The organism is Aerophototrophica crusticola, assembly GCF_012913305.1.
GTDB lineage: Bacteria > Pseudomonadota > Alphaproteobacteria > Azospirillales > Azospirillaceae > Niveispirillum > Niveispirillum crusticola.
On sequence record NZ_CP051775.1, the window covers coordinates 1194216 to 1216135 of the forward strand.

At 68.1% G+C, this 21920-nt stretch carries 29 protein-coding genes, 1 tRNA gene and 1 pseudogene; 21 read left to right on the top strand and 10 right to left on the bottom strand.

Annotated features, from left to right (window positions below; all coding sequences use genetic code 11):
- The first annotated feature begins 44 nt into the window (after nucleotides 1–44).
- Both HHL28_RS05790 and HHL28_RS05795 read left to right on the top strand, forming a co-directional pair.
- Nucleotides 45–500: a flagellar basal body-associated FliL family protein gene (locus tag HHL28_RS05790; RefSeq protein ID WP_075769310.1), complete on the top strand. Its 456-nt coding sequence runs from the start codon at nucleotides 45–47 to the stop codon at nucleotides 498–500.
- 235 nt (nucleotides 501–735) lie between these two features.
- On the top strand, nucleotides 736–2865 hold the full coding sequence (locus HHL28_RS05795; protein WP_075769311.1) for a sodium-translocating pyrophosphatase: 2130 nt from the start codon (nucleotides 736–738) through the stop codon (nucleotides 2863–2865).
- 194 nt (nucleotides 2866–3059) lie between these two features.
- On the opposite strand, the gene HHL28_RS05800 is transcribed toward HHL28_RS05795, so the two are convergent.
- Nucleotides 3060–3536, bottom strand: coding sequence for an outer membrane protein assembly factor BamE (locus HHL28_RS05800; protein ID WP_075769312.1), 477 nt, complete (start codon nucleotides 3534–3536; stop codon nucleotides 3060–3062).
- 235 nt (nucleotides 3537–3771) lie between these two features.
- On the opposite strand from HHL28_RS05800, the gene HHL28_RS05805 reads away from it, so the two are divergent.
- From HHL28_RS05805 to HHL28_RS05835, 7 genes are all read left to right on the top strand, one after another.
- Nucleotides 3772–4335, top strand: a complete 564-nt coding sequence (locus HHL28_RS05805) for a ubiquinol-cytochrome C chaperone family protein (protein ID WP_169654856.1) — start codon at nucleotides 3772–3774, stop codon at nucleotides 4333–4335.
- 7 nt (nucleotides 4336–4342) lie between these two features.
- Complete coding sequence (locus HHL28_RS05810; protein ID WP_075769314.1) at nucleotides 4343–4930, top strand: YceD family protein; 588 nt, start codon at nucleotides 4343–4345, stop codon at nucleotides 4928–4930.
- A 140-nt stretch (nucleotides 4931–5070) separates the two neighbouring features.
- Nucleotides 5071–5262 (top strand): 50S ribosomal protein L32, encoded by a 192-nt coding sequence (gene rpmF / locus HHL28_RS05815; RefSeq protein WP_075769315.1) that lies wholly within the window; start codon nucleotides 5071–5073, stop codon nucleotides 5260–5262.
- A 31-nt stretch (nucleotides 5263–5293) separates the two neighbouring features.
- Complete coding sequence (gene plsX / locus HHL28_RS05820) at nucleotides 5294–6391, top strand: phosphate acyltransferase PlsX (RefSeq protein ID WP_075769316.1); 1098 nt, start codon at nucleotides 5294–5296, stop codon at nucleotides 6389–6391.
- A complete protein-coding gene (locus HHL28_RS05825) occupies nucleotides 6391–7365 on the top strand; it encodes a beta-ketoacyl-ACP synthase III (RefSeq protein WP_075769317.1) in 975 nt (324 codons plus the stop codon). Before plsX ends, HHL28_RS05825 begins: the two co-directional genes overlap by 1 nt.
- Before the next feature lie 152 nt (nucleotides 7366–7517).
- Nucleotides 7518–7835 carry an integration host factor subunit alpha gene (locus tag HHL28_RS05830; RefSeq protein WP_075769468.1) on the top strand — a complete coding sequence of 106 codons (318 nt, stop codon included), beginning with the start codon at nucleotides 7518–7520 and terminating at the stop codon, nucleotides 7833–7835.
- Between the two features lie 2 nt (nucleotides 7836–7837).
- Complete coding sequence (locus tag HHL28_RS05835) at nucleotides 7838–8377, top strand: MerR family transcriptional regulator (RefSeq protein WP_404326613.1); 540 nt, start codon at nucleotides 7838–7840, stop codon at nucleotides 8375–8377.
- 146 nt (nucleotides 8378–8523) lie between these two features.
- Here HHL28_RS05835 and HHL28_RS05840 read toward each other — a convergent pair whose 3' ends face one another.
- Nucleotides 8524–9108: a lysozyme family protein gene (locus HHL28_RS05840; RefSeq protein WP_075769319.1), complete on the bottom strand. Its 585-nt coding sequence runs from the start codon at nucleotides 9106–9108 to the stop codon at nucleotides 8524–8526.
- Nucleotides 9109–9396: 288 nt separating this feature from the next.
- On the opposite strand from HHL28_RS05840, the gene HHL28_RS05845 reads away from it, so the two are divergent.
- A tRNA-Pro gene (locus tag HHL28_RS05845) sits at nucleotides 9397–9473 on the top strand.
- 28 nt (nucleotides 9474–9501) lie between these two features.
- Here HHL28_RS05845 and HHL28_RS05850 read toward each other — a convergent pair.
- Nucleotides 9502–9807, bottom strand: a complete 306-nt coding sequence (locus tag HHL28_RS05850) for a hypothetical protein (RefSeq protein WP_075769320.1) — start codon at nucleotides 9805–9807, stop codon at nucleotides 9502–9504.
- A gap of 94 nt (nucleotides 9808–9901) precedes the next feature.
- Between HHL28_RS05850 and cutA the strand changes: the two genes are divergently transcribed.
- The 3 genes from cutA to HHL28_RS05865 all read left to right on the top strand — a co-directional run bounded on the left by cutA (nucleotide 9902) and on the right by HHL28_RS05865 (nucleotide 11698).
- Nucleotides 9902–10243, top strand: a complete 342-nt coding sequence (cutA, locus tag HHL28_RS05855) for a divalent-cation tolerance protein CutA (RefSeq protein WP_075769321.1) — start codon at nucleotides 9902–9904, stop codon at nucleotides 10241–10243.
- A gap of 189 nt (nucleotides 10244–10432) precedes the next feature.
- Entirely contained in the window at nucleotides 10433–10855 is a 423-nt protein-coding gene (locus HHL28_RS05860) for a response regulator (RefSeq protein ID WP_083698824.1), read from the top strand.
- A 276-nt stretch (nucleotides 10856–11131) separates the two neighbouring features.
- On the top strand, nucleotides 11132–11698 hold the full coding sequence (locus HHL28_RS05865; protein WP_075769322.1) for a manganese efflux pump MntP: 567 nt from the start codon (nucleotides 11132–11134) through the stop codon (nucleotides 11696–11698).
- A 24-nt stretch (nucleotides 11699–11722) separates the two neighbouring features.
- On the opposite strand, the gene HHL28_RS05870 is transcribed toward HHL28_RS05865, so the two are convergent.
- From HHL28_RS05870 to HHL28_RS05880, 4 genes and pseudogenes are all read right to left on the bottom strand, one after another.
- The gene (locus HHL28_RS05870; protein ID WP_404326616.1) at nucleotides 11723–12694 is read right to left on the bottom strand and encodes an O-acetylhomoserine aminocarboxypropyltransferase/cysteine synthase family protein; all 972 of its coding nucleotides are present in this window, start codon (nucleotides 12692–12694) and stop codon (nucleotides 11723–11725) included.
- A 20-nt stretch (nucleotides 12695–12714) separates the two neighbouring features.
- Complete coding sequence (locus HHL28_RS18380) at nucleotides 12715–13017, bottom strand: PLP-dependent transferase (protein WP_404326618.1); 303 nt, start codon at nucleotides 13015–13017, stop codon at nucleotides 12715–12717.
- Between the two features lie 156 nt (nucleotides 13018–13173).
- Nucleotides 13174–13662 (bottom strand): CoA-binding protein, encoded by a 489-nt coding sequence (locus tag HHL28_RS05875; protein ID WP_169654858.1) that lies wholly within the window; start codon nucleotides 13660–13662, stop codon nucleotides 13174–13176.
- Nucleotides 13663–13692: 30 nt separating this feature from the next.
- A pseudogene (locus tag HHL28_RS05880) lies at nucleotides 13693–14495 on the bottom strand (enoyl-CoA hydratase).
- A gap of 201 nt (nucleotides 14496–14696) precedes the next feature.
- On the opposite strand from HHL28_RS05880, the gene HHL28_RS05885 reads away from it, so the two are divergent.
- Nucleotides 14697–15143, top strand: a complete 447-nt coding sequence (locus HHL28_RS05885; protein ID WP_404326620.1) for a PaaI family thioesterase — start codon at nucleotides 14697–14699, stop codon at nucleotides 15141–15143.
- Between the two features lie 54 nt (nucleotides 15144–15197).
- Here the strand turns inward: HHL28_RS05885 and HHL28_RS18385 are convergent, their stop codons facing one another.
- The gene (locus HHL28_RS18385) at nucleotides 15198–15320 is read right to left on the bottom strand and encodes a hypothetical protein (RefSeq protein WP_404326622.1); all 123 of its coding nucleotides are present in this window, start codon (nucleotides 15318–15320) and stop codon (nucleotides 15198–15200) included.
- Between the two features lie 348 nt (nucleotides 15321–15668).
- On the opposite strand from HHL28_RS18385, the gene HHL28_RS05895 reads away from it, so the two are divergent.
- The 4 genes from HHL28_RS05895 (at nucleotide 15669) to rpsI (ending at nucleotide 18262) form a co-directional block, all read left to right on the top strand.
- The gene (locus tag HHL28_RS05895; RefSeq protein WP_169654860.1) at nucleotides 15669–15905 is read left to right on the top strand and encodes a hypothetical protein; all 237 of its coding nucleotides are present in this window, start codon (nucleotides 15669–15671) and stop codon (nucleotides 15903–15905) included.
- Nucleotides 15902–17140 (top strand): sensor histidine kinase, encoded by a 1239-nt coding sequence (locus HHL28_RS05900; protein ID WP_169654862.1) that lies wholly within the window; start codon nucleotides 15902–15904, stop codon nucleotides 17138–17140. Before HHL28_RS05895 ends, HHL28_RS05900 begins: the two co-directional genes overlap by 4 nt.
- Nucleotides 17141–17304: 164 nt before the next feature.
- Nucleotides 17305–17766, top strand: coding sequence for a 50S ribosomal protein L13 (gene rplM, locus HHL28_RS05905; RefSeq protein WP_075769328.1), 462 nt, complete (start codon nucleotides 17305–17307; stop codon nucleotides 17764–17766).
- A gap of 4 nt (nucleotides 17767–17770) precedes the next feature.
- Nucleotides 17771–18262, top strand: a complete 492-nt coding sequence (gene rpsI / locus HHL28_RS05910; RefSeq protein WP_075769329.1) for a 30S ribosomal protein S9 — start codon at nucleotides 17771–17773, stop codon at nucleotides 18260–18262.
- A 120-nt stretch (nucleotides 18263–18382) separates the two neighbouring features.
- Here the strand turns inward: rpsI and HHL28_RS05915 are convergent, their stop codons facing one another.
- Nucleotides 18383–19450: an MFS transporter gene (locus HHL28_RS05915; protein ID WP_404326625.1), complete on the bottom strand. Its 1068-nt coding sequence runs from the start codon at nucleotides 19448–19450 to the stop codon at nucleotides 18383–18385.
- Nucleotides 19420–19638, bottom strand: coding sequence for a hypothetical protein (locus HHL28_RS18390; protein ID WP_404326627.1), 219 nt, complete (start codon nucleotides 19636–19638; stop codon nucleotides 19420–19422). The genes HHL28_RS05915 and HHL28_RS18390 overlap by 31 nt, the downstream gene beginning before the upstream one ends.
- A 154-nt stretch (nucleotides 19639–19792) precedes the next feature.
- Between HHL28_RS18390 and HHL28_RS05920 the strand changes: the two genes are divergently transcribed.
- The 3 genes from HHL28_RS05920 to HHL28_RS05930 all read left to right on the top strand — a co-directional run bounded on the left by HHL28_RS05920 (nucleotide 19793) and on the right by HHL28_RS05930 (nucleotide 21920).
- Complete coding sequence (locus tag HHL28_RS05920) at nucleotides 19793–20254, top strand: GNAT family N-acetyltransferase (protein WP_404326629.1); 462 nt, start codon at nucleotides 19793–19795, stop codon at nucleotides 20252–20254.
- Nucleotides 20255–20358: 104 nt separating this feature from the next.
- A complete protein-coding gene (gene argC, locus HHL28_RS05925; RefSeq protein WP_404326631.1) occupies nucleotides 20359–21342 on the top strand; it encodes an N-acetyl-gamma-glutamyl-phosphate reductase in 984 nt (327 codons plus the stop codon).
- A gap of 29 nt (nucleotides 21343–21371) precedes the next feature.
- Nucleotides 21372–21920: a gamma carbonic anhydrase family protein gene (locus HHL28_RS05930; protein ID WP_075769332.1), complete on the top strand. Its 549-nt coding sequence runs from the start codon at nucleotides 21372–21374 to the stop codon at nucleotides 21918–21920.

The window sequence follows — 21920 nt, forward strand, 5'->3', positions numbered from 1 at the left end:
CCTTTGGCGTAAGGTGGCGTCCGTTGCCGTGGTGCCGTGGACCCATGAAGAAGATCATCCTCCTCCTGCTCGCCCTGTTGGTGCTCGTCGGCGCCGGCGGCGGGGCCTATTTCTTCCTCTTCAACAAGCCAGAGGGGGAGCATGCGGAGGAGCAGGCGCCCAAGAAGCCCTCCGGCCCGCCTTCCTACGTCACCGTCGGCCCCATGATCGTGCCCGTGGTGGGGCCGACCCGGGTGGAGCAGAACGTGATGATCGTTCTGTCGCTGGAGGTGGAGAACGACAGCAAGCGCGAACAGGTCAGCGCCCAGCGCCCCAGGCTGATCGACGCCTATGTCCAGGCCCTTTATGGCGGGATCGAGCAGGGGCAGGTAGTGGACGGCCAGATCCTGAACATCCCCCATGTGAAGCAGAAGCTGGTGGAGGCGACGGAGAAGGTGCTGGGCCCTGGCATGGTCCAGGACGTCCTGATCCAGTCCGTAAGCCAGCGCCCCGCCTTCTGATCGGTGCGCTGCGCGGGTGATGCGGCTGGTCCACCATGCTGCTTTTTAACCGTTAGTTGATAAAATCCCAGATGCAACACAACCGCGCACCCCGTGCCCAAATGGTGCGGGCGCAAGTGCGACGGATTGCCATGTCCTTGTCCCCGTGTCATTTTTGACGAACAAAACTGGCGCCGGGAGCCCAATCGCCGACCAGAAGCGACGGTGGCGCCGCCAACGGGGTAAGGAAAAATCCATGCAAACAGAGGTGCTGTACTTCGTACTGGCATGCGGCCTGCTTGCCATCGCGTACGGGGCGGTGACGGCGCGCGCCGTCCTCTCCGCCAGCCCCGGAAACGCCCGGATGCAGGAAATCGCCCAGGCCATCCAGATCGGCGCCGGGGCGTACCTGAACCGCCAGTACACCACCATCGGCATCGTCGGCGTCGTGATCGCCGTGCTGGTGGGCTTCTTCCTCGGCCTGCACGTGGCCATCGGTTTCGTCATCGGCGCGGTGCTGTCGGCCGCTGCCGGCTATATCGGCATGAACGTGTCTGTCCGCGCCAACGTGCGCACGGCTGAGGCCTCCCGCCAGGGTCTGGCGCAGGGCCTGTCCATCGCCTTCCGGGCCGGTGCGGTCACCGGCATGCTTGTGGCCGGCCTCGCCCTGCTGGGCGTCGCGGTATATTACTGGGTCCTCAGCAATGCTGGCTATACCGGCCGCCCGCTGATCGACGCGTTGGTGGCGCTGGGCTTCGGCGCCTCCCTGATCTCCATCTTCGCCCGCCTGGGCGGCGGCATCTTCACCAAGGGCGCCGACGTGGGCGCCGACCTCGTGGGCAAGGTGGAAGCCGGCATCCCGGAAGACGACCCCCGCAACCCCGCCGTGATCGCCGACAACGTGGGCGACAACGTGGGTGACTGCGCCGGCATGGCCGCCGACCTGTTCGAGACCTATGCGGTGACGACGGTGGCCACCATGGTGCTGGCCTCCATCTTCTTTGTCGCCGACCCGGCCTTGCTGAACGCGACGATGCTCTACCCGCTGGCCATCGGTGGCGTCTGCATCATCACCTCGATCATCGGCACCTACTTCGTGAAGCTGGGCAGTTCCAACAACATCATGGGCGCCCTCTACAAGGGCTTCATCGCGTGCGGCGTGCTCTCCCTTGCCGCCATCGCCCTGGTCACCGCATGGGTCCTGCCCCAGGGTTTCGCCACCGTCTTCACCGTGGCGGGGAAAAGCTTCACGGGCATGAGCCTGTACATCTGCGGCGTGCTGGGCCTGGCCGTCACCGGCCTGATCGTCTGGATCACGGAGTACTACACCGGCACCGGCTACCGCCCGGTGAAGTCCGTGGCGCAGAGCAGCACCACCGGCCACGGCACCAACGTCATCCAGGGCCTCGCCGTCTCCATGGAGTCGACGGCCCTCCCGGCCATCGTCATCTGCGCCGCCATCGTCATCTGCCACCTGTTGGCCGGCCTGTTCGGCATCGCCATCGCCGTGACCAGCATGCTGGCCGTGGCCGGCATGGTGGTGGCGCTGGACGCCTACGGACCCGTCACCGACAATGGCGGCGGCATCGCCGAGATGTCCGACCTGCCGAAGGAGGTGCGTGTCACCACCGACGCGCTGGACGCCGTGGGCAACACCACCAAGGCCGTGACCAAGGGCTACGCCATCGGCTCCGCCGGCCTGGGCGCCCTGGTGCTGTTCGCCGCCTACAACGAGGACCTGAAGTACTTCACCGCCAACCCGGCCCAGTACCCGTACTTCGCCAACCTGACGGTCGACTTCAGCCTCGCCAACCCCTACGTGGTGGTGGGCCTGATCCTGGGCGGCCTGCTGCCCTACCTGTTCGGCGCCATGGGCATGACCGCCGTGGGCCGCGCCGCCGGCAGCGTGGTGGAGGAGGTCCGCCGCCAGTTCCGGGAGAACACGGGCATCATGGCCGGCACCAGCAAGCCGGACTATGGCCGCGCCGTGGACATGCTGACCCGCGCCGCGATCAAGGAGATGATCATCCCCTCGCTGCTGCCGGTGCTGGCGCCTGTCGTGCTGTACTTCCTGGTGCTGGTCATCACCGGAGACAAGGGCTCGGCCTTCTCCGCCGTGGGCGCCATGCTGCTGGGCGTGATCGTCACCGGCCTGTTCGTCGCCATCTCCATGACATCGGGCGGCGGCGCCTGGGACAACGCCAAGAAGTACATCGAGGAGGGCCACCATGGCGGCAAGGGGTCCGACGCCCACAAGGCGGCGGTGACCGGCGACACCGTGGGCGACCCCTACAAGGACACGGCCGGCCCGGCCGTGAACCCGATGATCAAGATCACCAACATCGTGGCGCTGCTGCTGCTGGCCATCCTGGCCCACAGCGGCTGAGCCCCGTGACGCCAGGGTCCTCCCGGTTCCCACCGGGAGGACCCACGGCCGCGCGACCCGATGGTCGCGTAAGCCAAGCCGCCGGCGGCGCCGGGCGACTGAGGGACGGGAACATGGACAAAGGCCCCGGGAGCGATCCCCGGGGCCTTCTTCCATTCAATCGTCGTCTGCGATGCCTGAAAGGGGCAGGGCGATCAGCCGCCGCCGCGACCCTTCTTCTTGTCATCCTTCTTTTTCTTGGTCGGGCCGCCCAGCGTGCCCAGCACCTGCTCCAGGATGCCCACGTCACGGCCCATGGTGGGGGTGGTGCTCTCCTCCGGGTCAATGGCGCGGGCCTGCTCCCGACCCATCTCGTCCACGGCCTTCACCATGCCCGCATCGTCGAAGCGCACGCGGTAGACGCGCTGCTCCGCCAGGTCCGGGGCGAAGAAGGCGGTCTGCTCCGTCCGCCGGCCGATATAATACCAGGTGTTCGGGTCCAGGGTGCCGGTGGCCGTGGGGGACCCCAAGGTGTACTGGACCTGCTCCCGGGTGGTGACGCCCGGCTGCACCTTGGCCAGCCGCTCAGGCTCCACCATGTTGCCCCGCGTCGCGACGATAGGCGTGCAGCCGACGAGGCCGAGCCCGAGGAGGCCTGCGGTCAGCAGGAGCGGAGCGTTGATCTTGCGCATGGACTCGGACGTTGCTTCCATCGGTTGGGCAGTCTGGTTCGGCACGGGCCAGCCCGGCGCATCCCAGCACCAGGGCACATCAGGCAGGACCGCGCTTGACGGTCGGGACGCCGGCCCCTATCTGGCCGGGTGACATTGGCACCGGGATCGTCCCTGTGTCAACGCCGGCCCAGCAGTCACAGCCAAGGCCCGCCGCCGGCCCGGTCGGCGGCGGAGAGAGCCCCGGAGGCAACCCGTGTTCAGCCGCTTGTTCAAGCGTACCAGCCATGAGCGCACCGTCGCCGGACTCTATGGCCGCATCGTGGCGCAGGCGCGGGAAACCGGCTTCTTCGCCGTCGCCAACGTGCCGGACACGGTGGAGGGCCGGTTCGAGCTGGTGGCCCTGCATGCCTGGCTGGTGATGCGCCGCCTGCGCGACCAGGGACCAGAGGCGGCTGCCTTCAACCAGGCCCTGTTCGACTTCATGTTCGCCGACATGGACCTGAACCTGCGGGAACTGGGCGTCAGCGACATGAAGGTGGGGGAGAAGGTGAAAGACCTGGCCTCCCACTTCTACGGCCGCATCAATGCCTATGAGGGGGCGATGAAGCCGGATGCCGCGCCCGACGCCCTGGCCCAGGCCTTGGACCGGAACCTGTACGGCTCCACCTTGCCCGACCCGGCGGATGTCGCGACCATGGAGGCCTATGTCCGCGCCCAGGCCGCCGCCCTCGATTCCTTCCCGCCTGCGCGTCTGTTGGCGGAGAGGTGGCCTTCGCCCCGGCTCCAGGCCCGTCACACACGTAATTCCCAGGAGTAGCCTAGAAATGTCCCAGCCCCAGACCGTCGGCGGGTCCGCACCCGAGATGTCCCGCGTCGTCATCGCGGACACGGTGAGCACCGGCGGGAAGTCCCTGACCATCGATTCCAAGCCGGAGGAGCGGGCCGCCCTCGCCAAGCGCTTCGACCTGGTCGCCATCGACAGCCTGACCGCCACCCTGCGCCTGCGCCGCGTGCGGGGGGAGATGGTGAAGGTCACCGGCAGCCTGTCCGCGGATGTTGTGCAGACCTGCGTCGTCACCCTGGACCCCGTGCCCGCCCATGTGGAGGAGGAGTTCAGCGCCCTGTTCGCCCCGGACCACCTTCTCCCCAAGGAGGAGGAAGAGGAGGAGATGACCTTCTCCGTGGAGATGCTGGAAGAGGACGTGCCCGAGGCCATGCCCGGCGGCCGCATCGACGTGGGCGAGCTGGTGGCCCAGCACCTGTCCCTGGCGCTGGACCCCTATCCGCGCAAGGCAGGCATCAGCTTCGAGGAGATCGACGAGGGTGCGGAGCCCGATTCCGCCCCCGTCCAGGCCGAGCCGGCGAAGCCGAATCCCTTCGCCGCCCTTGCACGCTTAAAGAAGCCGTCATAAATACGGGTTTCGCGCTTGCCCCGGCTGGTGGTTTCCAGTATTCAAGCGCTCCTGTCAGGCGGCCCTCCCGGGGGCCGCCTAAAACATTGTTTGGCCGGGCGTCGGGCTTGGCCGCCTGTCCCCATCGCGAGTGTAAGACCATGGCTGTTCCCAAGAAGAAGACCTCCAAGTCGCGGCGTGACATGCGCCGTTCGCACCACGCCCTCACGGCCGCCGCCTACAATGAGTGCAAGAATTGTGGTGAGCTGAAGCGCCCGCACCACGTCTGCGGCTCGTGCGGCCACTATGACGGCCGTGAGGTCGCCGCTGCCGCCCCGGCCGCGACCGCCTGACGACCAGCCAGCGTAAGGACGCCCGACGGCCGTGACCGCGCGCTTGCGCATCGCCCTGGACGCCATGGGCGGCGACCATGCACCAGACATGGTCGTCGCCGGTGCGGACCTTGCCCGTGAGCGCTGCCCCAACGTCTCCTACCTGTTTGTGGGCGACGAGGCCAAGATCCGGGCCCTGCTGGAAAAACATCCTGCGGTAAAAGCTATCGCCGAGGTCCGGCACACGCCGGACTTCGTCGCGATGGACGCGAAGCCGTCCCAGGCCCTCCGGGGCGGGCGGAACAGCTCCATGCGCCTTGCCATCGACGCGGTGGCGGCGGGCGATGCCGCATGCGTGGTCTCCGCCGGCAATACCGGCGCGCTGATGGCCATCGCCAAGTTCGTGCTGAAAACCCTGCCGGGCATCGACCGGCCGGCCATCGCCAGCTTCTTCCCTACCCTGAAGGGGGAGAGCGTGATGCTGGATCTGGGCGCGAACCTGGAATGCGACGCCCAGAACCTGGTGCAGTTCGCCGTCATGGGCACGGTGTTCAGCCGCACGGTCCTGGGCCTTCTGGAACCCACCATCGGCCTGCTGAACGTGGGCTCGGAGGAGCAGAAGGGCCACGAGTCGATCCGCCAAGCGGCCGCCGCCCTGCGCGCGACCCCCCTGGCCAAGAATTTCCACGGCTTCGTGGAAGGCAACGACATCGCCGCCGGCACGGTGGACGTGGTCGTGACCGACGGTTTCACAGGCAACGTCGCCCTGAAGACGGCCGAGGGCACGGCAAAGCTCTATGCGGAGTTCCTGCGCCGCACGTTCGGCTCCTCCCTCATGGCGAAGCTGGGCTACCTGCTGGCCCGCGGTGCCTTCCAGAAGCTGAAGCTGCGCACCGACCCGCGCCGTTACAACGGCGCCATGTTCCTGGGGCTGCGCGGCGTCTGCGTGAAAAGCCATGGCGGCACCGACGCCGTCGGCTTCGCCAACGCAATTTCCGTTGCCTTCAACCTGGCGACCAACCAGTTCAATGAGAAGATCGGGGCGGAGTTGGCGAAGCTCCAGGCGGCGCTGGCCGCCGCCCCCGAGGGTAACCCCATCGCCGGCCCCGATACCCCGCCGGCCGACCCGTCAAAGGTGGCTGCAGTCTGATGCCGATCCGTTCCGTCATCCTGGGCTGCGGCTCCTATCTCCCCGCCCGGATCCTCTCCAACCAGGACCTCGCGTCCATGGTGGACACGTCCGACGAGTGGATCGTGGAGCGGACGGGCATCAAGACCCGCCACATCGCCGCGGAGGGGGAGACAACCGCCGACCTGGCCGAGAAGGCTGCCCGCGCGGCCCTGGCCCATGCGGGTGTGGAGGTGTCGGAGCTGGATCTGATCGTCCTGGCCACCGCGACCCCGGACAACACCTTCCCCGCCACCGCCACCAAGGTGCAGCAGCGCCTGGGCATGACCCGGGGCGCCGCCTTCGACGTGCAGGCGGTCTGCTCCGGCTTCATCTACGCCCTGTCCGTTGCTGACAATTTCATCAAAGCGGGCCAGGCCAGGACGGTTCTGGTCATCGGGGCGGAAACCTTTTCCCGCATCCTGGACTGGACCGACCGGGGCACCTGCGTCCTGTTCGGCGACGGGGCCGGCGCCGTCGTCCTGCGGGCGACGGAAGGGAAGGGGGATGCCACCGACCAAGGCATCCTCTCCACCCACCTGCACTCCGACGGCCGCCACCATGACCTGCTCTATGTGGATGGCGGCCCGTCCAGCACCCAGACCGTGGGCCACCTCCGCATGCGCGGGCAGGAGGTGTTCAAGCACGCCGTGGTGAACCTGGCCGAAGTGGTGCATGAGGCGCTGTCCGCCAACGGGCTGGAAGCATCTGCCATCGACTGGCTGATCCCGCACCAGGCCAACCGCCGCATCATCGAGGGCACGGGCCGCAAGCTGCGCCTGCCGCCGGAGAAGGTGGTGCTGACCGTGGACCACCACGGCAATACCTCCGCCGCCTCCATCCCGCTGGCCCTGTGCGAGGCGGTGCTGGATGGGCGCATCAAGCGGGGTGATGTGCTGCTGCTGGAGGCCATGGGTGGTGGTTTCACCTGGGGCGCCGCCCTGGTCCGTTGGTAGGGTGCCACCTTTTCCGGTTGAATACCACGGAGCGATAGCGTTTCCCGCAGGTGAGCAACGGGGCGCAACTCTCTGGAATTGACGGATTTCCGGCGTGGAAGTACGGTTCAACCATGGGCCCCGGCCATCGGGGCGTCCTGGGGGGACTCACCATGTCGAATACCGTCACGCGCGCCCAGTTGAGCGAGGCCGTGTACCAGGAGGTCGGGCTCTCGCGGAACGAATCCGCCGACTTGGTGGAAAGCGTGCTGGATGAGATCGCTGACGCCCTGGCACGCGGCGACATGGTCAAGATCTCCTCCTTCGGCAGCTTCGCAGTCCGCGCAAAGGGCCAGCGGGTGGGCCGCAACCCCAAGACGGGGGAGGAGGTGCCGATCCTGCCACGGCGCGTCCTCGTCTTCCGTGCCTCCCACGTGCTGAAGAACCGTATCAATGAGCGCTTCGGCGCCGAGCGGTCCGTGCAGGCATGACGATGGCCGACCCCGCCGGCGCGGGCACTCGGCCCGCGGGGAAGTCCGCCACCGCCTTCCGCACCATTAGTGAGGTGTCGGAGGAGCTGGACGTCCCCCAGCATGTGCTTCGCTTCTGGGAAACCAAATTCCCGCAGATCAAGCCGCTGAAGCGTGGCGGGGGCCGGCGTTACTACCGTCCTGACGATGTCGAGCTGCTGCGCCGGATTCAGGCCCTGCTGTATCGGGAAGGCTACACGATCAAGGGCGTGCAGCGCCTGCTGAAGGAAGCCAAGGGCCAGGCCGCCGCGCTACCCGTAGGTCCTGCCGCCAAGCCGGTCGTCAGCCTGTTCGACGACTCCACGGAATCCAGCGAGGATTTCCCGGCAGAGGATGAGTTGCCGCCGGAAGACGGCCAGGCGGTGGAGGATGAGGCCCCGGAGGACACGGAAACGGCCCCGGCGCCTCCCCTGGTCGCGCCGACGCGGGCCGCTCTGGCCCCGGAAACCCGCGCGGGTTGGAGAACCTGCTCCAAGACCTGCTGGACCTACGGCAACTGCTGAGGCGCTAGACCCGTTTCCAGTCGGCGGCAAACGGGTCTAACCCGTAGGCCTGGCTGGAGCGAAGCGCAAGCCCGACAGCAAAGCCGAGCATCCATACCATCTCGCAGACAAAGCCCGCGCCGCCCCTTAGTTGAGCCGCGCCACCATCACGACAGGCGCGTTGCCGGGGGCTCCCCCGCATAACGGCGCAGCACGTCGCGCACGGCCAGCACCTTGCGCGCATAGTCCCGTGCCCGTGGCTCATCCAGCCAGGTGTGGTAGCGGCCTATTGCCAGCTCCGGGTCCCGTGGCGACGAATCGATGGCTTCCCGCAAGATGCCGGCACCGATCCGCAGGTTGATGGTGGGGTTCAGCAGGTGGGCCAACACCGGCACCCGGTTTCCGTGCCAGCGTACGTTCACCTGCATCCAGCCCAGGTCCGACTCCTTCACGCTTTCCGCCGGCAGGGTGTCCAGCAGTTTCACGGCGGATTCGTAGTCGTCGGGGTAGTGGGACTGTTCCGGCGCCCGGATCGCATAGGGCCAAGGCCCCTCCCGGTTACCCCGGCGATGGCGGCTCTCCACCCAGCCCACGGCATAGAGCAGGTAGGGATCCAGCCGCGCCAACTGCCCGGCATCGGCCCAGGCCGTCCCCCGCAGGGTAAAGCGCTGGGCTTGAGCGCGCGCTTCCTTCGCCAGCAAACCGAAGGCGGCGGAACCGGCAAGCAGGCTGCGGCGGGAAAGTTCAATCATCCGGGATGGGCATGGTTGGGCTAACCCCGGAGGATTACGCCGGGCCGCCGCGTCGGGCAAGGATCAAGGATGGGACGACGGCTTTGACGGTCTTCAATGCCGTTCCAGACCGCTGTCGAGCCAACCCCTGGTCCGACATATCGGCCAAGAATTACATGAAAACAGCGTGTTAGCAGTCGGTTCCCGACCTCCACCGAAATGATGAAAAAACCTGATTTCAGGCGTTGCATCCCAGGGGGGCATGGCTATAGTCCGCGCCCGGACCGGGGAACTGGTCCACGGAACGGTCGGAGCGTAGCGCAGCCTGGTAGCGCATCAGTCTGGGGGACTGGGGGTCGCTGGTTCGAATCCAGTCGCTCCGACCATCCCCGCCCCTCCCCAAGGGCGGACCTTTCAAACAGTATCAGTCAGTTCGGCCAGCCCGGGCAGGATCTCCTGCCCAGGGCTTGCGCCGTTCTCCGTGGCCACGCGCCGCCCTTCCTCGGTCAGGCGACAGACCATCCAATCCGGCATCGTGGGATTGGCGAACCAGGGCTCTGCCCAACCCAGCTCGATGCAGCGACGCACCAGGGTCTTCGGCACTTTCCCACCCTTTTTGTCGAACAGGGGGAGCTTGCCGCCTGCCTGGTCCAGGCCCCGTCGCAGCCAGGCGCGCTGCTGGGCGGTGGGCTGCTGGACGGGTAAACGCGATCTGTTCATGGCCGATGGCACCCTGGGCATCGGGGTGGGACGTCGCCGGGATGCTACGCTAAGCTCCGCACCCATGAAAATGCCGTCGCAGCCGGGGGTTGCCATGCCGGATCAGGATCTGCCTGTCGTCTTCGCGTACATCACTGCCGGGAACCTGGAGGAAGGCGAACGCATTGGCCGCGCGCTCGTGGAGGAGGGGCTGGCCGCCTGCACGAACCTGCTGCCCGGCATGCGCTCCATCTACCGCTGGAAGGGTGCCGTTGAGCAGGCGGAGGAGGTGGTCCTGATCGCCAAGACCCGCGCCGACCGCTTCGACTCGCTGGCAGCCAGGGTCCGGGCCTTGCACAGCTATGACACGCCCTGCGTCGTGGCCCTGCCGGTCACGGCCGGCTCGGCGCCCTACCTGCGGTGGATCGCGTCGGAGAGCACCCAACCCCACGACTGAACGGCAGCCCTGCATTTCTGCGGTCTCTGCCGCGCGGAACCCGCAGCACTGTCATAGCGTTGTCACCTCCGCACAGGGAGGCTTGCCTCCGGAAGCGTCTGCTACCCCTTTCGAAGGGATTGGCAGGCGCGTGTCGCGGCTTATCTGCTGAATCCGGCAGGTAAGCGCGGCGAGTGAAGGAACCGCAGTATGCAGCAGGAGTCAGGCCACGGGGACCCCATGCGGGTGTTGATCGTCGAGGATGAGGCGATCACCGCCCTGCACCTGGAGTCGCTGGTCAGCCAGCTCGGGTATGAGGTGTGCTCCGTCGAGGCGACGGGGGAGGGGGCCGTGGCCGCCGCGGCCGCGCACAAGCCTGACCTGGTGCTGATGGATGTCCGCTTGGCGGGGGAGCTGGACGGCATCGCCGCCGCCTGCCAGATCCGTCGCCAATTCGGCATCCCGTCGCTGCTGGTCACCGCCTACAGCGACGACCGCACCAAGCAGCGGGCGGAGCATTGCAAGACCATGGGCATGCTGTCCAAGCCCTACACCGCCACCCAGGTGGAGCAGATGCTGGCCCGCGCCACCACGGCCCTGGGCGGGGAGATGGGCGGCACCTGCGAGGCGTGACCTCTGCCTGACCTACGTCAAATCTGGGCCCGCCCGGCTTGACCCGCCGGGCCACCCCGGTTAGACAGCCCCCCACATTGGGGAGTAGTCGGCCGTCCCGTCCCGGGGCGGCGCCCGCGTCAACAGACTTGGCGCCCGTCCGTCGGGCCCATGGTGCGGGCAGCGTCCCCCGGCCTACCCAGGCCGGGCCGTGTGGCGAGACCGATGGCGCACCGACCCCGCGGCCGGCGGGGATAGCTGCGTCATTGGACCGTCCGGCCGCCGGGATGCCTTCCCATGATCGCCACCACCGTCCTCGCCCTGGCCCTCAGTCTGGCCATGGACGCCTTTGCCGCCGCCCTGGGCAAGGGCGCCAGCCTCAACCGCCCCTCCTGGTCCAACGCCCTGAAGGTCGGGGCCGTCTTCGGCCTGTTCCAGATGGTGATGCCCCTGGTGGGGTTCGGCTTGGGCGTCGCCTTCGCCGGCCTGATCGAGGCCGTGGACCATTGGGTCGCCTTCGGCCTGCTGGCCGCCATCGGCCTGCGCATGGTGTGGGAGGCCTGGGACGCCGACCCGGGTGAGATGGCGGGCCGCTCCGACCTCGCCCTCACCACCCTGTTCGTGGCGGGCCTCGCCACCTCGATCGACGCCCTGGCCGTGGGCGTGCCCCTGGCCCTGTTCGATGAGCCCATCGTGATGAGCGCCGCAGTGATCGGCCTCGTCACCTTCGCGCTCAGCACCCTGGGCGTCCTGCTGGGTCGCGCCGTCGGCCCCGTCTTCGGCCGCTGGGCCGTGGGGGCGGGCGGCTTGGGCCTGCTGGCCCTCGGTACCAAGATCCTGGTGGAGCACACGCTGGGGGCGTGACCCCCAGCGTGGCATTCCAACCACTTACCCCAGCTTGTTCAGCGCCCGGTCCAGGTCGGCGATGATGTCGTCCACGCTCTCCAGGCCGACGGAGATGCGGATCACGTCCGGCGTGGCGCCCGCCGCCTTCAGACCCTCGGGCGAGAGCTGCCGGTGGGTGGTGCTGGCCGGGTGGATGATCAGGGACCTTGTGTCGCCGATGTTCGCCAGATGGCTGAACAGCTCCACCGACTCCACCATCCTGACGCCCTCCTCGTACCCGCCCTTGAGGCCGAAGGTGAAGACCGCCCCCGCGCCGTTGGGCAGGTAGCGCTTGGCGAGGGCATGGTACGGGCTGTCCGGCAGGCCGGCATAGTTCACCCAGGCCACGGCCGGGTGGCCCTTCAGGAACTCCGCCACCGCCTTGGCATTGGCGCAGTGCCGCTCCATCCGCAGGGCCAGCGTCTCCACCCCCGCGATGGTCAGGAAGGCGTTCAGCGGCGCCATGGACGGGCCCAGGTCGCGCAGCCCGATGGCATGGCCGTGGATGGTGAAGGCCAGGTGGCCGAAGGTGTCGGCGAAGCGCAGGCCGTGGTAGCCCGGCTCCGGCTCGCTCAGCGCCGGGAACTTGCCGTTCCGCCAGTCGAACTTGCCGCTGTCGATGACGATGCCGCCCACGCTGTTGCCATGGCCGGACAGGAACTTGGTGGTGGAATGCACCACCAGCGTCGCCCCGTGCTCGATGGGCCGGCACAGGTAGGGCGTGGCCATGGTGTTGTCCACGATCAGCGGGATGCCCGCCGCGTCGGCCACGTCGGCGATGGCCCGAATGTCGCAGACCACGCCGCCGGGGTTGGCCAGGCTCTCGATGAACAGGGCCTTGGTGCGGGGGGTGATGGCCTTGCGGAAGTTCTCCGGGTCGTCCGGGTCCACGAAGGTCACCTTCCAGCCGAAGGCGCGGGGGAAGCTGTTGGCGAACTGGTTCAGCGACCCGCCATAAAGCTTTTTGCTGGCCACCAGCTCGTCCCCCGGCCCCATCAGGGGAACAAGGCCAGGATCTGCGCCGCGTGGCCGGAACTGGTGCAGGTGCCGCCGACGCCGCCCTCTAGGTTGGCCAGCTTCTCCTCAAGCACAGCCACGGTCGGGTTGGTCAGGCGGCTATAGATGAAGCCCACCTTCTGCAGGTTGAACAGGGCCGCCGCCTCGTCCACGTCCTCGAAGACGAAGCTGGTGGTCTGGTAGATGGGCGTGGCCCGGGCGCCGGTGGCCGGGTCCGGGGCGGAGCCGGCATGGATGGCGCGGGTCTCGAACCCGAAGCTGCGCGGCGACTCGTCGGTCATGGTGGTTCTCCCTGTGCCCCGTCCAAGGGGTCTCGTTAGTCTAGAGCGGTTGCCGGCCTGCCGGGAACCGCTCCGGCGGCGACCGCCGCCGCGCGGCCACGTGGCCGCGGAAGCCAAGCCGCGGATGCGGCGCCGGCGCCTGAGGAACACGAAGACTCAGATCAGTTTCTTCACGGCCTTCACGGGCCGCTTCTTGGTGGTGATGATGTTGGAATTGATGCCCTGCCGGCCGATCTCCCCGAACAGGCGGGCATACTCGATCTTGGGGCAGCGATTCATGATGACGGTGGCGCCAAGCGCCTCCGCCTTGGCCGCGGCCTCGTCGTTGCGCACGCCCAACTGCATCCAGATCACCGGCACGCCCAACTCCGCCGCCTCCACCGCCACGGCTCCTGCGGCCTCGGCGTTGCGGAAGATGTCCACCATGTCCGGCCGCTCCGGCAGGTCCTTCAGGCTGGCATAGGCCTTCTCGCCCAGCACCTCCTTGCCCACCAGCCCGGGGTTGACCGGGATCATGCGGAAACCCTTGTCCGTCATGTACTTGGTCACATAGAAGCTGGCGCGCACCTCGTTGTCCGTGGCGCCGACCACGGCGATGGTCTTCACGCGCCCCAGCACGTCGCGGATGAAGTCGTCGGGTACCAATCGTGGGTCACGTCTTGTCTCCGGTCCGCCTCAGCGGTGGGTCCAGTTGGGGTGGCGCTTGCCGATGAAGGCGTCGATGCCCTCTCCCGCGTCGGGCAGGCCCATGTTGATGGCCATCACCTCTGCCGTGTAGGCGTAGGCGTCCTCCAGGTCCATCTCCCTCTGCCGGTAGAAGGTCTCCTTCCCAGGGTCAGCACCCGGCCGGACTTGGAGGCGATCTTGGCAGCCAGCGCGTCCACGGCCGAGTCCAGTTCCGCCGCCGGCACGGCCCGGTTCAGCAGGCCCAGCCGCACCGCCTCCGCACTGTCGATCGGGTCCCCGGTCAACAGCATCCCCATGGCCGACTTGGCACCCACATTGCGGGTCAGCGCCACCATGGGAGTGGAGCAGAACAGGCCGATGTTCACCCCCGGGGTGGCGAATGTCGCATGGTCTGCCGCAACGGCTAGGTCGCAGGTGGCGACAAGCTGGCACCCGGCCGCCGTGGCCGTGCCCTGCACCTTGGCGATCACCGGCTGGCGCAGCCTGGTGATGCTGATCATCAGCCTGGCGCATTGGCGGAAGGTCTGCAGGTGGCCGTCATGTCCTTGAGTCGCCCGCATCTCCTTCAGGTCATGCCCGGCACAGAACACCGGCCCATTGGCGGCCAGCACCACCACGCGCACGGCCATGTCATGGGCAATCTCGTCCAGCCGGGCCTGCAAGGCGGCCATCAGCCCGCGGGACAGGGCGTTGCGGGCGGCGGGACGGTTCAGGGTCAGGGTCGCCACCCCCGCCTGATCCTGGCGCAGGACCAGCTCCTCGGCGGGCGTGGCATCGGGCAGGGCGGCCATGGGTACACCTCCGGGGCAGGGGCGGCGGGGACCGCATGCTATCCAGCGGAGGCAGGAAACCGCAACGGGGCGAAGGGTTCAACAGCTTTCCTGCTGCCGATCCGGACAAACACGCATTCCTTCTTGTGGAATGGGCGTGTGGCGCAGCTCGGCATCAGCCTCTATACCGGGACAAAAGGCCAGATCATGGGGAGCGCAGGGGTGACACCAGTCCGCAAGCCGGCCGCCATCACCGCGGCGGAGTTTGAGACGATCATGCTGGAGGGCCTGCCCCAGGCAAAGGCCATGGGCGTCCGGGTTGACGTGTTGGAGCACGGCTTCTGCCGCGCCCGCCTGCCGGTGACGGACTTCATGATCCGCCCCGGCGGCACCATCAGCGGCCCGACCCTGTTCGCCATGGCCGACCTTGCCCTGTATGGCGCCGTGCTCAGCATCATCGGGGCCGTGCCCCTGGCGGTGACCAGCCAGATGAGCATCAATTTCCTGCGCAAGCCGGGCCTCGTGGACCTGATCGCCGAGTCCCGCATCCTGCGCGCCGGCAAGCGGTTGGCCTTCGGCGACGTCACGCTTTACTCCGACGGTGATGCCGAACCCGTGGCCCATGCGTCGGGCTCTTACGCCATCCCCAGTCCCAAGGTCGCGCCATAGCAAAGGGGCCGGACCCACCGGCCCGGCCCCCTGGTTCCCACCCTGCGTCGCGCATCAGCGGCGGCGGTCGCAGTACCCGTCATTGTTCCGGTCGCGGCAGCGGTCCCGGTCGCGGCGGTCGTCGTCGCGGTCGTCCTTGTAGCGGTCATAGGCATAGCCCGCGCCCGCCCCACCCACGGCGCCCAACGCCGTGCTGCCAGGTCGCCGCCCAGGATCGCGCCCGCCGCACCGCCCGCCAGGGCGCCCGACGCCGTCCGCTCCTCGGTGGTCGAACCGCAGGCCCCCAGCAGCAGCGTGGCTGCGGTCGCCAGGGTGATGGTCATGGTCCGGGTCTGCATCGTTTCCTCCGCTGATGTCCAAACTGCCGGGTCAACGGCGCGTAAGGCGATGTAGTTCCCGCGAAGGCACGAAGCCGGACGGGACAAAGGGGGAGTCCGGCCGGGCTAACACCACCCGCCGGTACCCTGCACGCCCGGGCAAAGGGGTGTATGCTGGCAGTCCCGCCGCCTCCTGAACGGGATCGCCATGGCCCCGGCTTCCTTCGACGAAGAACTGCGCATCCGCCAGGCCATGCACCTGGTGAAGATGATGCCGTTCCTGGTGTTCGGGAATGTGGCCGTGGCCGGGGGCGTCACCTACCAGTCCTGGGCCGTGGTCCTCGCCAGCGATGCCTGGCTGCCATTAGCCCTGGAAGTCCTGCTGGTTCTCCCCGTGGCGGTCAGTTGGTTCAGGTTGCGCCATGCCCCCGGCCGGAGCGGGTGAGCCACCGCCACATCCGCCGCGTCGTCCTGCACTCCCTGGCCATGGGTCTCACCTGGGCGGCGGCGACGGCCATGTTGTTCCCGCGGCTGGGCGCCTTCGACCAGTTCGTGATGATGACGGGGCTGACGGTGCTCTGCCTCGGCGGGGCCGCCACCATCTTCGCCATCCCGCGCGCCGGGCTGGGCTATGTCGGCCCGCTCTGGCTGGCCCTGATCGCCGCCGCCGTCTTCTTCGACCGGTCGGAGACGCACATCACCCTGCTGTCCGCCGCCATCGCGGGCATCAGCGCGGCCGCGGTGCTGCGGGCCAACTGGCTGACCTTCGTGGACAATGTCCGCACCGCGGCGGAGCGCGCCCAGTTCCTGCACGACAGCTTGGCCGCCAAGGCGGAGGTGGAGGACGCGCTGGACCGGCTCCGCTCCATGCAGCGAACCGTTATCCAGGCGGAAAAGCTGGCCAGCCTCGGCCAGCTCGTGGCCGGCGTGGCGCATGAGATCAACACGCCCGTGGGTATCGGCGTCACCGGCGCCTCCATGCTGGCGGAGGAGGCGGGGCGCGTCTCCGGCCTGCTGGAGGCCGGTCAGTTGAAGAAGAGCCAGCTTGTGGAATTCGTCGCCACCACCCGCGACGGGGCGGGCGTGGTGCTGCACAACCTTCGCCGCGCTGCCGACCTGATCCAGAGCTTCAAGACCGTGGCCGTGGAGCAGACGGCCGCCGAACGCCGCCGCTTCGACCTGCCGGACTTCATCAGGGACGTGCTGGCCTCCCTTGGCCCGGTCCTCGACCGCAGCCGGATCCAGGTCTCCTTCGACGGCCCGCCGCAGCTGGAGGTGGACAGCTATCCCGGCGCCGTCTCGCAGGTCCTGACCAACCTCTGCATCAATGCCCAGATGCATGCCTTCGAAGAAGGGAAGGGCGGCAACCTGCGGATCACCCTGTGGGAAAGCGCCGGCCAGGTGCGGCTGGACGTGGCGGATGACGGCAGGGGCATCCCGGCCCGGAACCTGGGCCAGGTCTTCGACCCCTTCTTCACCACCCGGCGCGGGTCCGGCGGCTCGGGCCTCGGCCTGCACATCGTCTACAACCAGGTCTCAGGTATCCTGGGCGGCGGCATCGAGGTGGAGAGCACCATGGGGCAGGGGACCCGGTTCATCATCCGCTTCCCGCAGGTCGCGCCCGCGCCGCTGCGGGGGGATATCGGCGTGGTGCCGCATGGCCTGAAAAAAACCAGCTAAATCAAGAGCTTTGCGGATAGGGTATCATAATACCGTTTACTAGACCATTGCCGAAGCATGCTTATCCGCCTTGACGGCGCGCCCTGGCTTCCGTACAACCCACACCGCTTCGGCGCCGGATGTCATGTCCGGTGCCGTCAACCGTTTCACCGCCGAGTGTTCCGATGAAGACGTTCAATCTGAAGCCGGCCGACATCGAGAAGAAGTGGATTCTGATCGATGCCGACGGCCTGGTGCTCGGGCGTCTTGCCAGCCAGATCGCCATGCGACTGCGCGGCAAGCACAAGCCCACCTTCACCCCCCACATGGATTGCGGCGACAACGTCGTCGTGATCAACGCCGAGAAGGTCAAGCTGACTGGCAACAAGCGCCAGGATGACATCTTCTACTGGCACACCGGCTACCCCGGCGGGATCAAGGGTCGTTCCAAGGGCCAGATCCTGGACGGCCGGTACCCCGAGCGGGTCATCATCAAGGCGGTGGAGCGGATGATCACCCGCGGGCCGCTGGGCCGCCGCCAGATGTCCAACCTGCGCGTCTATGCCGGCGCCAGCCACCCGCACGAGGCCCAGCAGCCCGAGGTGCTGGACGTGTCGGCCCTGAACCCGAAGAACAAGCGAGTCTGATAGCATGGCCACCACACTCACCAGCCTCGCCGACCTGAAGCAGGGTGGGGCCTCCGGCGCCACCGTCGCCCCGGCCGCCGCCACGCCGGCCGAGCCGAAGATCGACAACCTCGGCCGCTCCTACGCCACGGGCAAGCGCAAGAACGCGGTTGCCCGCGTCTGGATCAAGCCGGGCAAGGGCAAGATCACCGTCAACGGCCGGGACCAGGAGGTCTACTTCGCCCGCCCCGTGCTGCGGATGATGATCGACCAGCCGTTCCTGATCACCGGCCGCCGTGAGCAGTTCGACGTGATCTGCACCGTGTCCGGCGGTGGCCTGTCCGGCCAGGCCGGCGCCCTGCGCCACGGCATCAGCAAGGCCCTGACCTACTACGAGCCGGGCCTGCGCCCGCCGCTGAAGGCCGCCGGCCTGCTGACCCGCGACCCGCGCGTGGTCGAGCGTAAGAAGTACGGCAAGGCCAAGGCTCGCCGTTCCTTCCAGTTCTCCAAGCGCTAAGCCGTCCCGGGGCAACCCGGTTCTGCTGCGAAGGGCCGTCCCGCCAGGGACGGCCCTTTTCGTTTGAGCTCCCGTTCCCTCGCTCCGGGGGAAGGGAAAAACGACTTTCGAATTCGAAACTCACCCCGCCGCCTTGCCCTCCAGCGTGTCCGCCTTGCGCAGGTCCGGGAACCACCAGGCCCACAGACCCACCACCACCAGCGTGCCCACCCCGCCCAGCACCACGGCCGGGCCGGCGCCGAACAGGGCGGCGGTGACGCCGGACTCGAACTCGCCCAACTGGTTGCTGGCTCCGATGAAGACGCCGTTCACGGCGCTGACCCGGCCGCGCATCTCATCCGGCGTCTCCAACTGCACCAGGGTCATGCGCACATAGACGCTGACCATGTCCGCCGCCCCCATCACCACCAGGCTGACCAGTGCCACCAGCACGCTGGTGGTCAGGCCGAAGATGATGGTGCCGATACCGAACAGGGCCACGCAGGCGAACAGGATCGGCCCCACGTTCCGCCGCAACGGCCACACCGACAGGGCAAGGCCGGTGGCCAGCGCCCCCACGGCCGGCCCGGCGCGCAGCACGCCCACCAGCTCCGGCCCCGCCAGGAACTGCTCCTTCGCCAGCACCGGCAGCAGGGCCGTGGCCCCGCCCAGCAGCACGGCGAACAGGTCGAGGGAGATGGCGCCCAGCACGATGGGCTTGGCCCGGATAAAGCGGATGCCGGCCAGCAGTGTCTCCAGCGTGATGGGCCGGCGGTCTACGGGCCGCGGGGTGATCCGGATGCACAGGATCAGGCAGGCCGCCGCCAGGAACAGCCCGGCGCTGACCGCGAAGACCCAGGTCCCGATGAACCCGTAGAGCAGCCCGCCCAGCGCCGGCCCGACGATGCTCGCCCCCTGCCACGCGGAGGAGTTCAGCGCCACTGCCCGCGGGAAGACGTTCGTCGGCACAAGGTTCGGCACCAGCGCGCTTGCGGCGGGTGACTCGAACGCCCGCCCCACGCCCAGGACCACGACGGCGAAGAAGGCCAGGGCCAGGGAATGGCTGTCGCCGGTCAACGACAGGGCCAGCAATCCCATGGCCGCCACTTCCAGCACTTGGCAAGCCACGATCACCCGCCGCCGGTCAAACCGGTCTGCCACATGGCCTGTGACCAGGATCAGGGCGATGGCCGGCAGGAACTCCGCCAACCCCACCAGCCCAGGGCCATGGCGCTGCCGCTCACGTCATAGACCCGCCAGCCGGTGGCCACGATCTGGATTTGAAGGGCCAGGATTGAGCAGACCCGGGCGAACCAGAACAAGGTGAAGGGCAGGTAGCGGAACGGCCCCCGCTCGGGTGGGGCGGCGGCCAGGGTGTCGGCGGTGGGTGGGGTCATGGGGCCTGAAAGGGCAGCGGCATGTAGGGGCATCACTATGGGCGACCGCCGCGCCGGACCGCATCCGGCCACTCACGCAGGGCTGCCTTGCGGCGGGGCTCGCCGCCGGCCGGGCTTCTGTCTATGATCCCGGCCGCACAATACCGGAGGAACCGTGGCCCTGACCGATGACGTGGTGGTGCGCGTGGCGCAGCGGCGCGACGTGCCGGAAATCGTTGCCCTGCTGCTGGATGACACGCTCGGCAGCGGGCGGGAGCAGGTGGAGGACCTGGAACCCTACTTCGAGGCCTGGGATGAGATCGCCCTGGACCCGGCGACGGAAATCCTGGTGCTGGACCTGGACAGCCGGGTCGTCGCCACCGCAACCTTGACCTACACCCGCCACCTCGCCCGCCAAGGTTTGCGCCGCTGCACGGTGGAGGCGGTGCGCGTCGCGGGGGACTTGCGGAGCCAAGGGCTCGGCAAGCTGTTGATTGAGGCCTGCCTGGACATGGCCCGGGCTCGGGGCTGTGGCCTCGTCCAGCTCACCAGCGACAAGAGCCGGGCGGATGCGCACAGGTTCTACCTGGGGCTCGGCTTTCAGGCATCACACGAAGGTTTCAAGCTGTATCTCTGACCGCGACGTCCCCATCCCCGCCGGAGGAGCCATCCCATGACCCCGACACCGCCCCCGTCCGCGTCGCCATCCTGGGCGCTTCCGGCTATACGGGCGCCGAGCTGATGCGCCTGCTGCTGCGCCATCCCGGCGTGCAGATCACGACCCTGACCGGGGAGCGGCAGGCGGGCCGGCCGGTGGCGGAGGTGTTCCCCCACCTTGCTTCCTTCGGCTTGCCGGACCTGGTGAAGATGGAGCAGGTGGACTGGGCGAACGTGGACTTCGTCTTCTGCGCGCTGCCGCACGGCACCACCCAGGACGTCATCGCCGCCCTGCCCAAGACCATAAAGGTCTGCGACCTGTCCGCCGACTTCCGGCTGGCGAACGTCGAAACCTATGCCAAGTGGTACGGCCATGCCCACAAGGCACCCGATCTTCAGCGGGAAGCCGTCTATGGCCTGTCGGAGCTGAACCGTACCGGCGTGCAGAACGCGCGGCTGGTGGCCAACCCCGGCTGCTATCCCACCTCGGCCCAACTCCCCCTGATCCCGCTGCTGCTGGCCGGCCAGGTCGAGGCGCAGGAGATCATCATCGACGCCAAGTCCGGCGTCTCCGGCGCCGGGCGCGACGCCAAGCAGGCCAACCTGTTCGGTGAGGTGGCGGAGGGCATCCACCCCTACGGCATCGCCAGCCACCGCCACGCGCCGGAGATCGAACAAGGCCTATCCCTGGCCGCGGGGGAGCCGCTGCTGGTCGCCTTCACCCCCCACCTGATGCCCATGAGCCGCGGCATCCTCGCCACCACCTATGTCCGGCTGAAGGGCGGGGCCACCGCCGCCGACCTGCGCGCCACCTTGGCGGAGACGTACGCCAAGGAGCCTTTCGTGAAGGTCCTGCCGGAGGGCATCGCCCCCCAGACCCGCCATGTCCGCGGCTCCAACCTCTGCCTGATGAACGTCTTCGCCGACCGGCTGCCCGGCCGGGCCATCATCGTCTCCGCCATCGACAACCTCGTTAAGGGCGCGTCCGGCCAAGCCATCCAGAACATGAACATCATGCTGGGCTTCGATGAGACGGCGGGCCTGGAGGTGGTGCCCGTCTATCCGTGAGGGGCATTTTGATGGAAGGGGAGAGCACGATGACCGACCACCTCACGTCCGCCCGGCCCACCCTGCTGCCCTTCCGCGGCAAGCGGCCGGTGGTTCACCCCAGTGCCTTCCTCTCCAACGCCGTGGTGATCGGCGACGTGGAGGTGGGGGCGGATGCCAGCCTGTGGTTCGGTGTCACCGTCCGCGGCGACGTGAATGAGATCCGCATCGGCCGCGGCACCAACATCCAGGACGGCACCGTCATCCACTGCACCACTGACAAGTTCGGCACCTACATTGGTGAGGACGTGCTGGTCGGCCACCTGGCCCTGCTCCACGGCTGCGTGGTGGAGGACGGCGCCTTCATCGGCATGAAGGCCTGCCTGATGGATGGGGTGGTGGTGGAGAAGGGCGCCATGGTCGCCGCCGGCGCCCTGGTCACCCCCGGCAAGCGGGTCAAGTCTGGCGAACTCTGGGCCGGCAGCCCCGCCAAGTTCGTCCGGATGCTGACCGACGAGGAAAAGGCCAACCTGCCCAAGGCCGCGCCGCACTACGTACAGTTGGCACAGCAGTACTTGCGGGAGGCGGGGGAAGGGTGA

Coding starts and splice junctions, on each gene's coding strand:
- HHL28_RS05790 (WP_075769310.1), top strand. CDS start 45: ATGAAGAAGATCATCCTCCTCCTGCTCGCCCTGTTGGTGCTCGTCGGC.
- HHL28_RS05795 (WP_075769311.1), top strand. CDS start 736: ATGCAAACAGAGGTGCTGTACTTCGTACTGGCATGCGGCCTGCTTGCC.
- HHL28_RS05800 (WP_075769312.1), bottom strand. CDS start 3,536: ATGCGCAAGATCAACGCTCCGCTCCTGCTGACCGCAGGCCTCCTCGGG.
- HHL28_RS05810 (WP_075769314.1), top strand. CDS start 4,343: ATGTCCCAGCCCCAGACCGTCGGCGGGTCCGCACCCGAGATGTCCCGC.
- rpmF (WP_075769315.1), top strand. CDS start 5,071: ATGGCTGTTCCCAAGAAGAAGACCTCCAAGTCGCGGCGTGACATGCGC.
- HHL28_RS05825 (WP_075769317.1), top strand. CDS start 6,391: ATGCCGATCCGTTCCGTCATCCTGGGCTGCGGCTCCTATCTCCCCGCC.
- HHL28_RS05830 (WP_075769468.1), top strand. CDS start 7,518: ATGTCGAATACCGTCACGCGCGCCCAGTTGAGCGAGGCCGTGTACCAG.
- HHL28_RS05835 (WP_404326613.1), top strand. CDS start 7,838: ATGGCCGACCCCGCCGGCGCGGGCACTCGGCCCGCGGGGAAGTCCGCC.
- HHL28_RS05840 (WP_075769319.1), bottom strand. CDS start 9,108: ATGATTGAACTTTCCCGCCGCAGCCTGCTTGCCGGTTCCGCCGCCTTC.
- HHL28_RS05850 (WP_075769320.1), bottom strand. CDS start 9,807: ATGAACAGATCGCGTTTACCCGTCCAGCAGCCCACCGCCCAGCAGCGC.
- cutA (WP_075769321.1), top strand. CDS start 9,902: ATGCCGGATCAGGATCTGCCTGTCGTCTTCGCGTACATCACTGCCGGG.
- HHL28_RS05860 (WP_083698824.1), top strand. CDS start 10,433: ATGCAGCAGGAGTCAGGCCACGGGGACCCCATGCGGGTGTTGATCGTC.
- HHL28_RS05865 (WP_075769322.1), top strand. CDS start 11,132: ATGATCGCCACCACCGTCCTCGCCCTGGCCCTCAGTCTGGCCATGGAC.
- HHL28_RS18380 (WP_404326618.1), bottom strand. CDS start 13,017: ATGACCGACGAGTCGCCGCGCAGCTTCGGGTTCGAGACCCGCGCCATC.
- HHL28_RS05895 (WP_169654860.1), top strand. CDS start 15,669: ATGGCCCCGGCTTCCTTCGACGAAGAACTGCGCATCCGCCAGGCCATG.
- rplM (WP_075769328.1), top strand. CDS start 17,305: ATGAAGACGTTCAATCTGAAGCCGGCCGACATCGAGAAGAAGTGGATT.
- rpsI (WP_075769329.1), top strand. CDS start 17,771: ATGGCCACCACACTCACCAGCCTCGCCGACCTGAAGCAGGGTGGGGCC.
- HHL28_RS18390 (WP_404326627.1), bottom strand. CDS start 19,638: ATGACCCCACCCACCGCCGACACCCTGGCCGCCGCCCCACCCGAGCGG.
- argC (WP_404326631.1), top strand. CDS start 20,359: ATGCGCCTGCTGCTGCGCCATCCCGGCGTGCAGATCACGACCCTGACC.
- HHL28_RS05930 (WP_075769332.1), top strand. CDS start 21,372: ATGACCGACCACCTCACGTCCGCCCGGCCCACCCTGCTGCCCTTCCGC.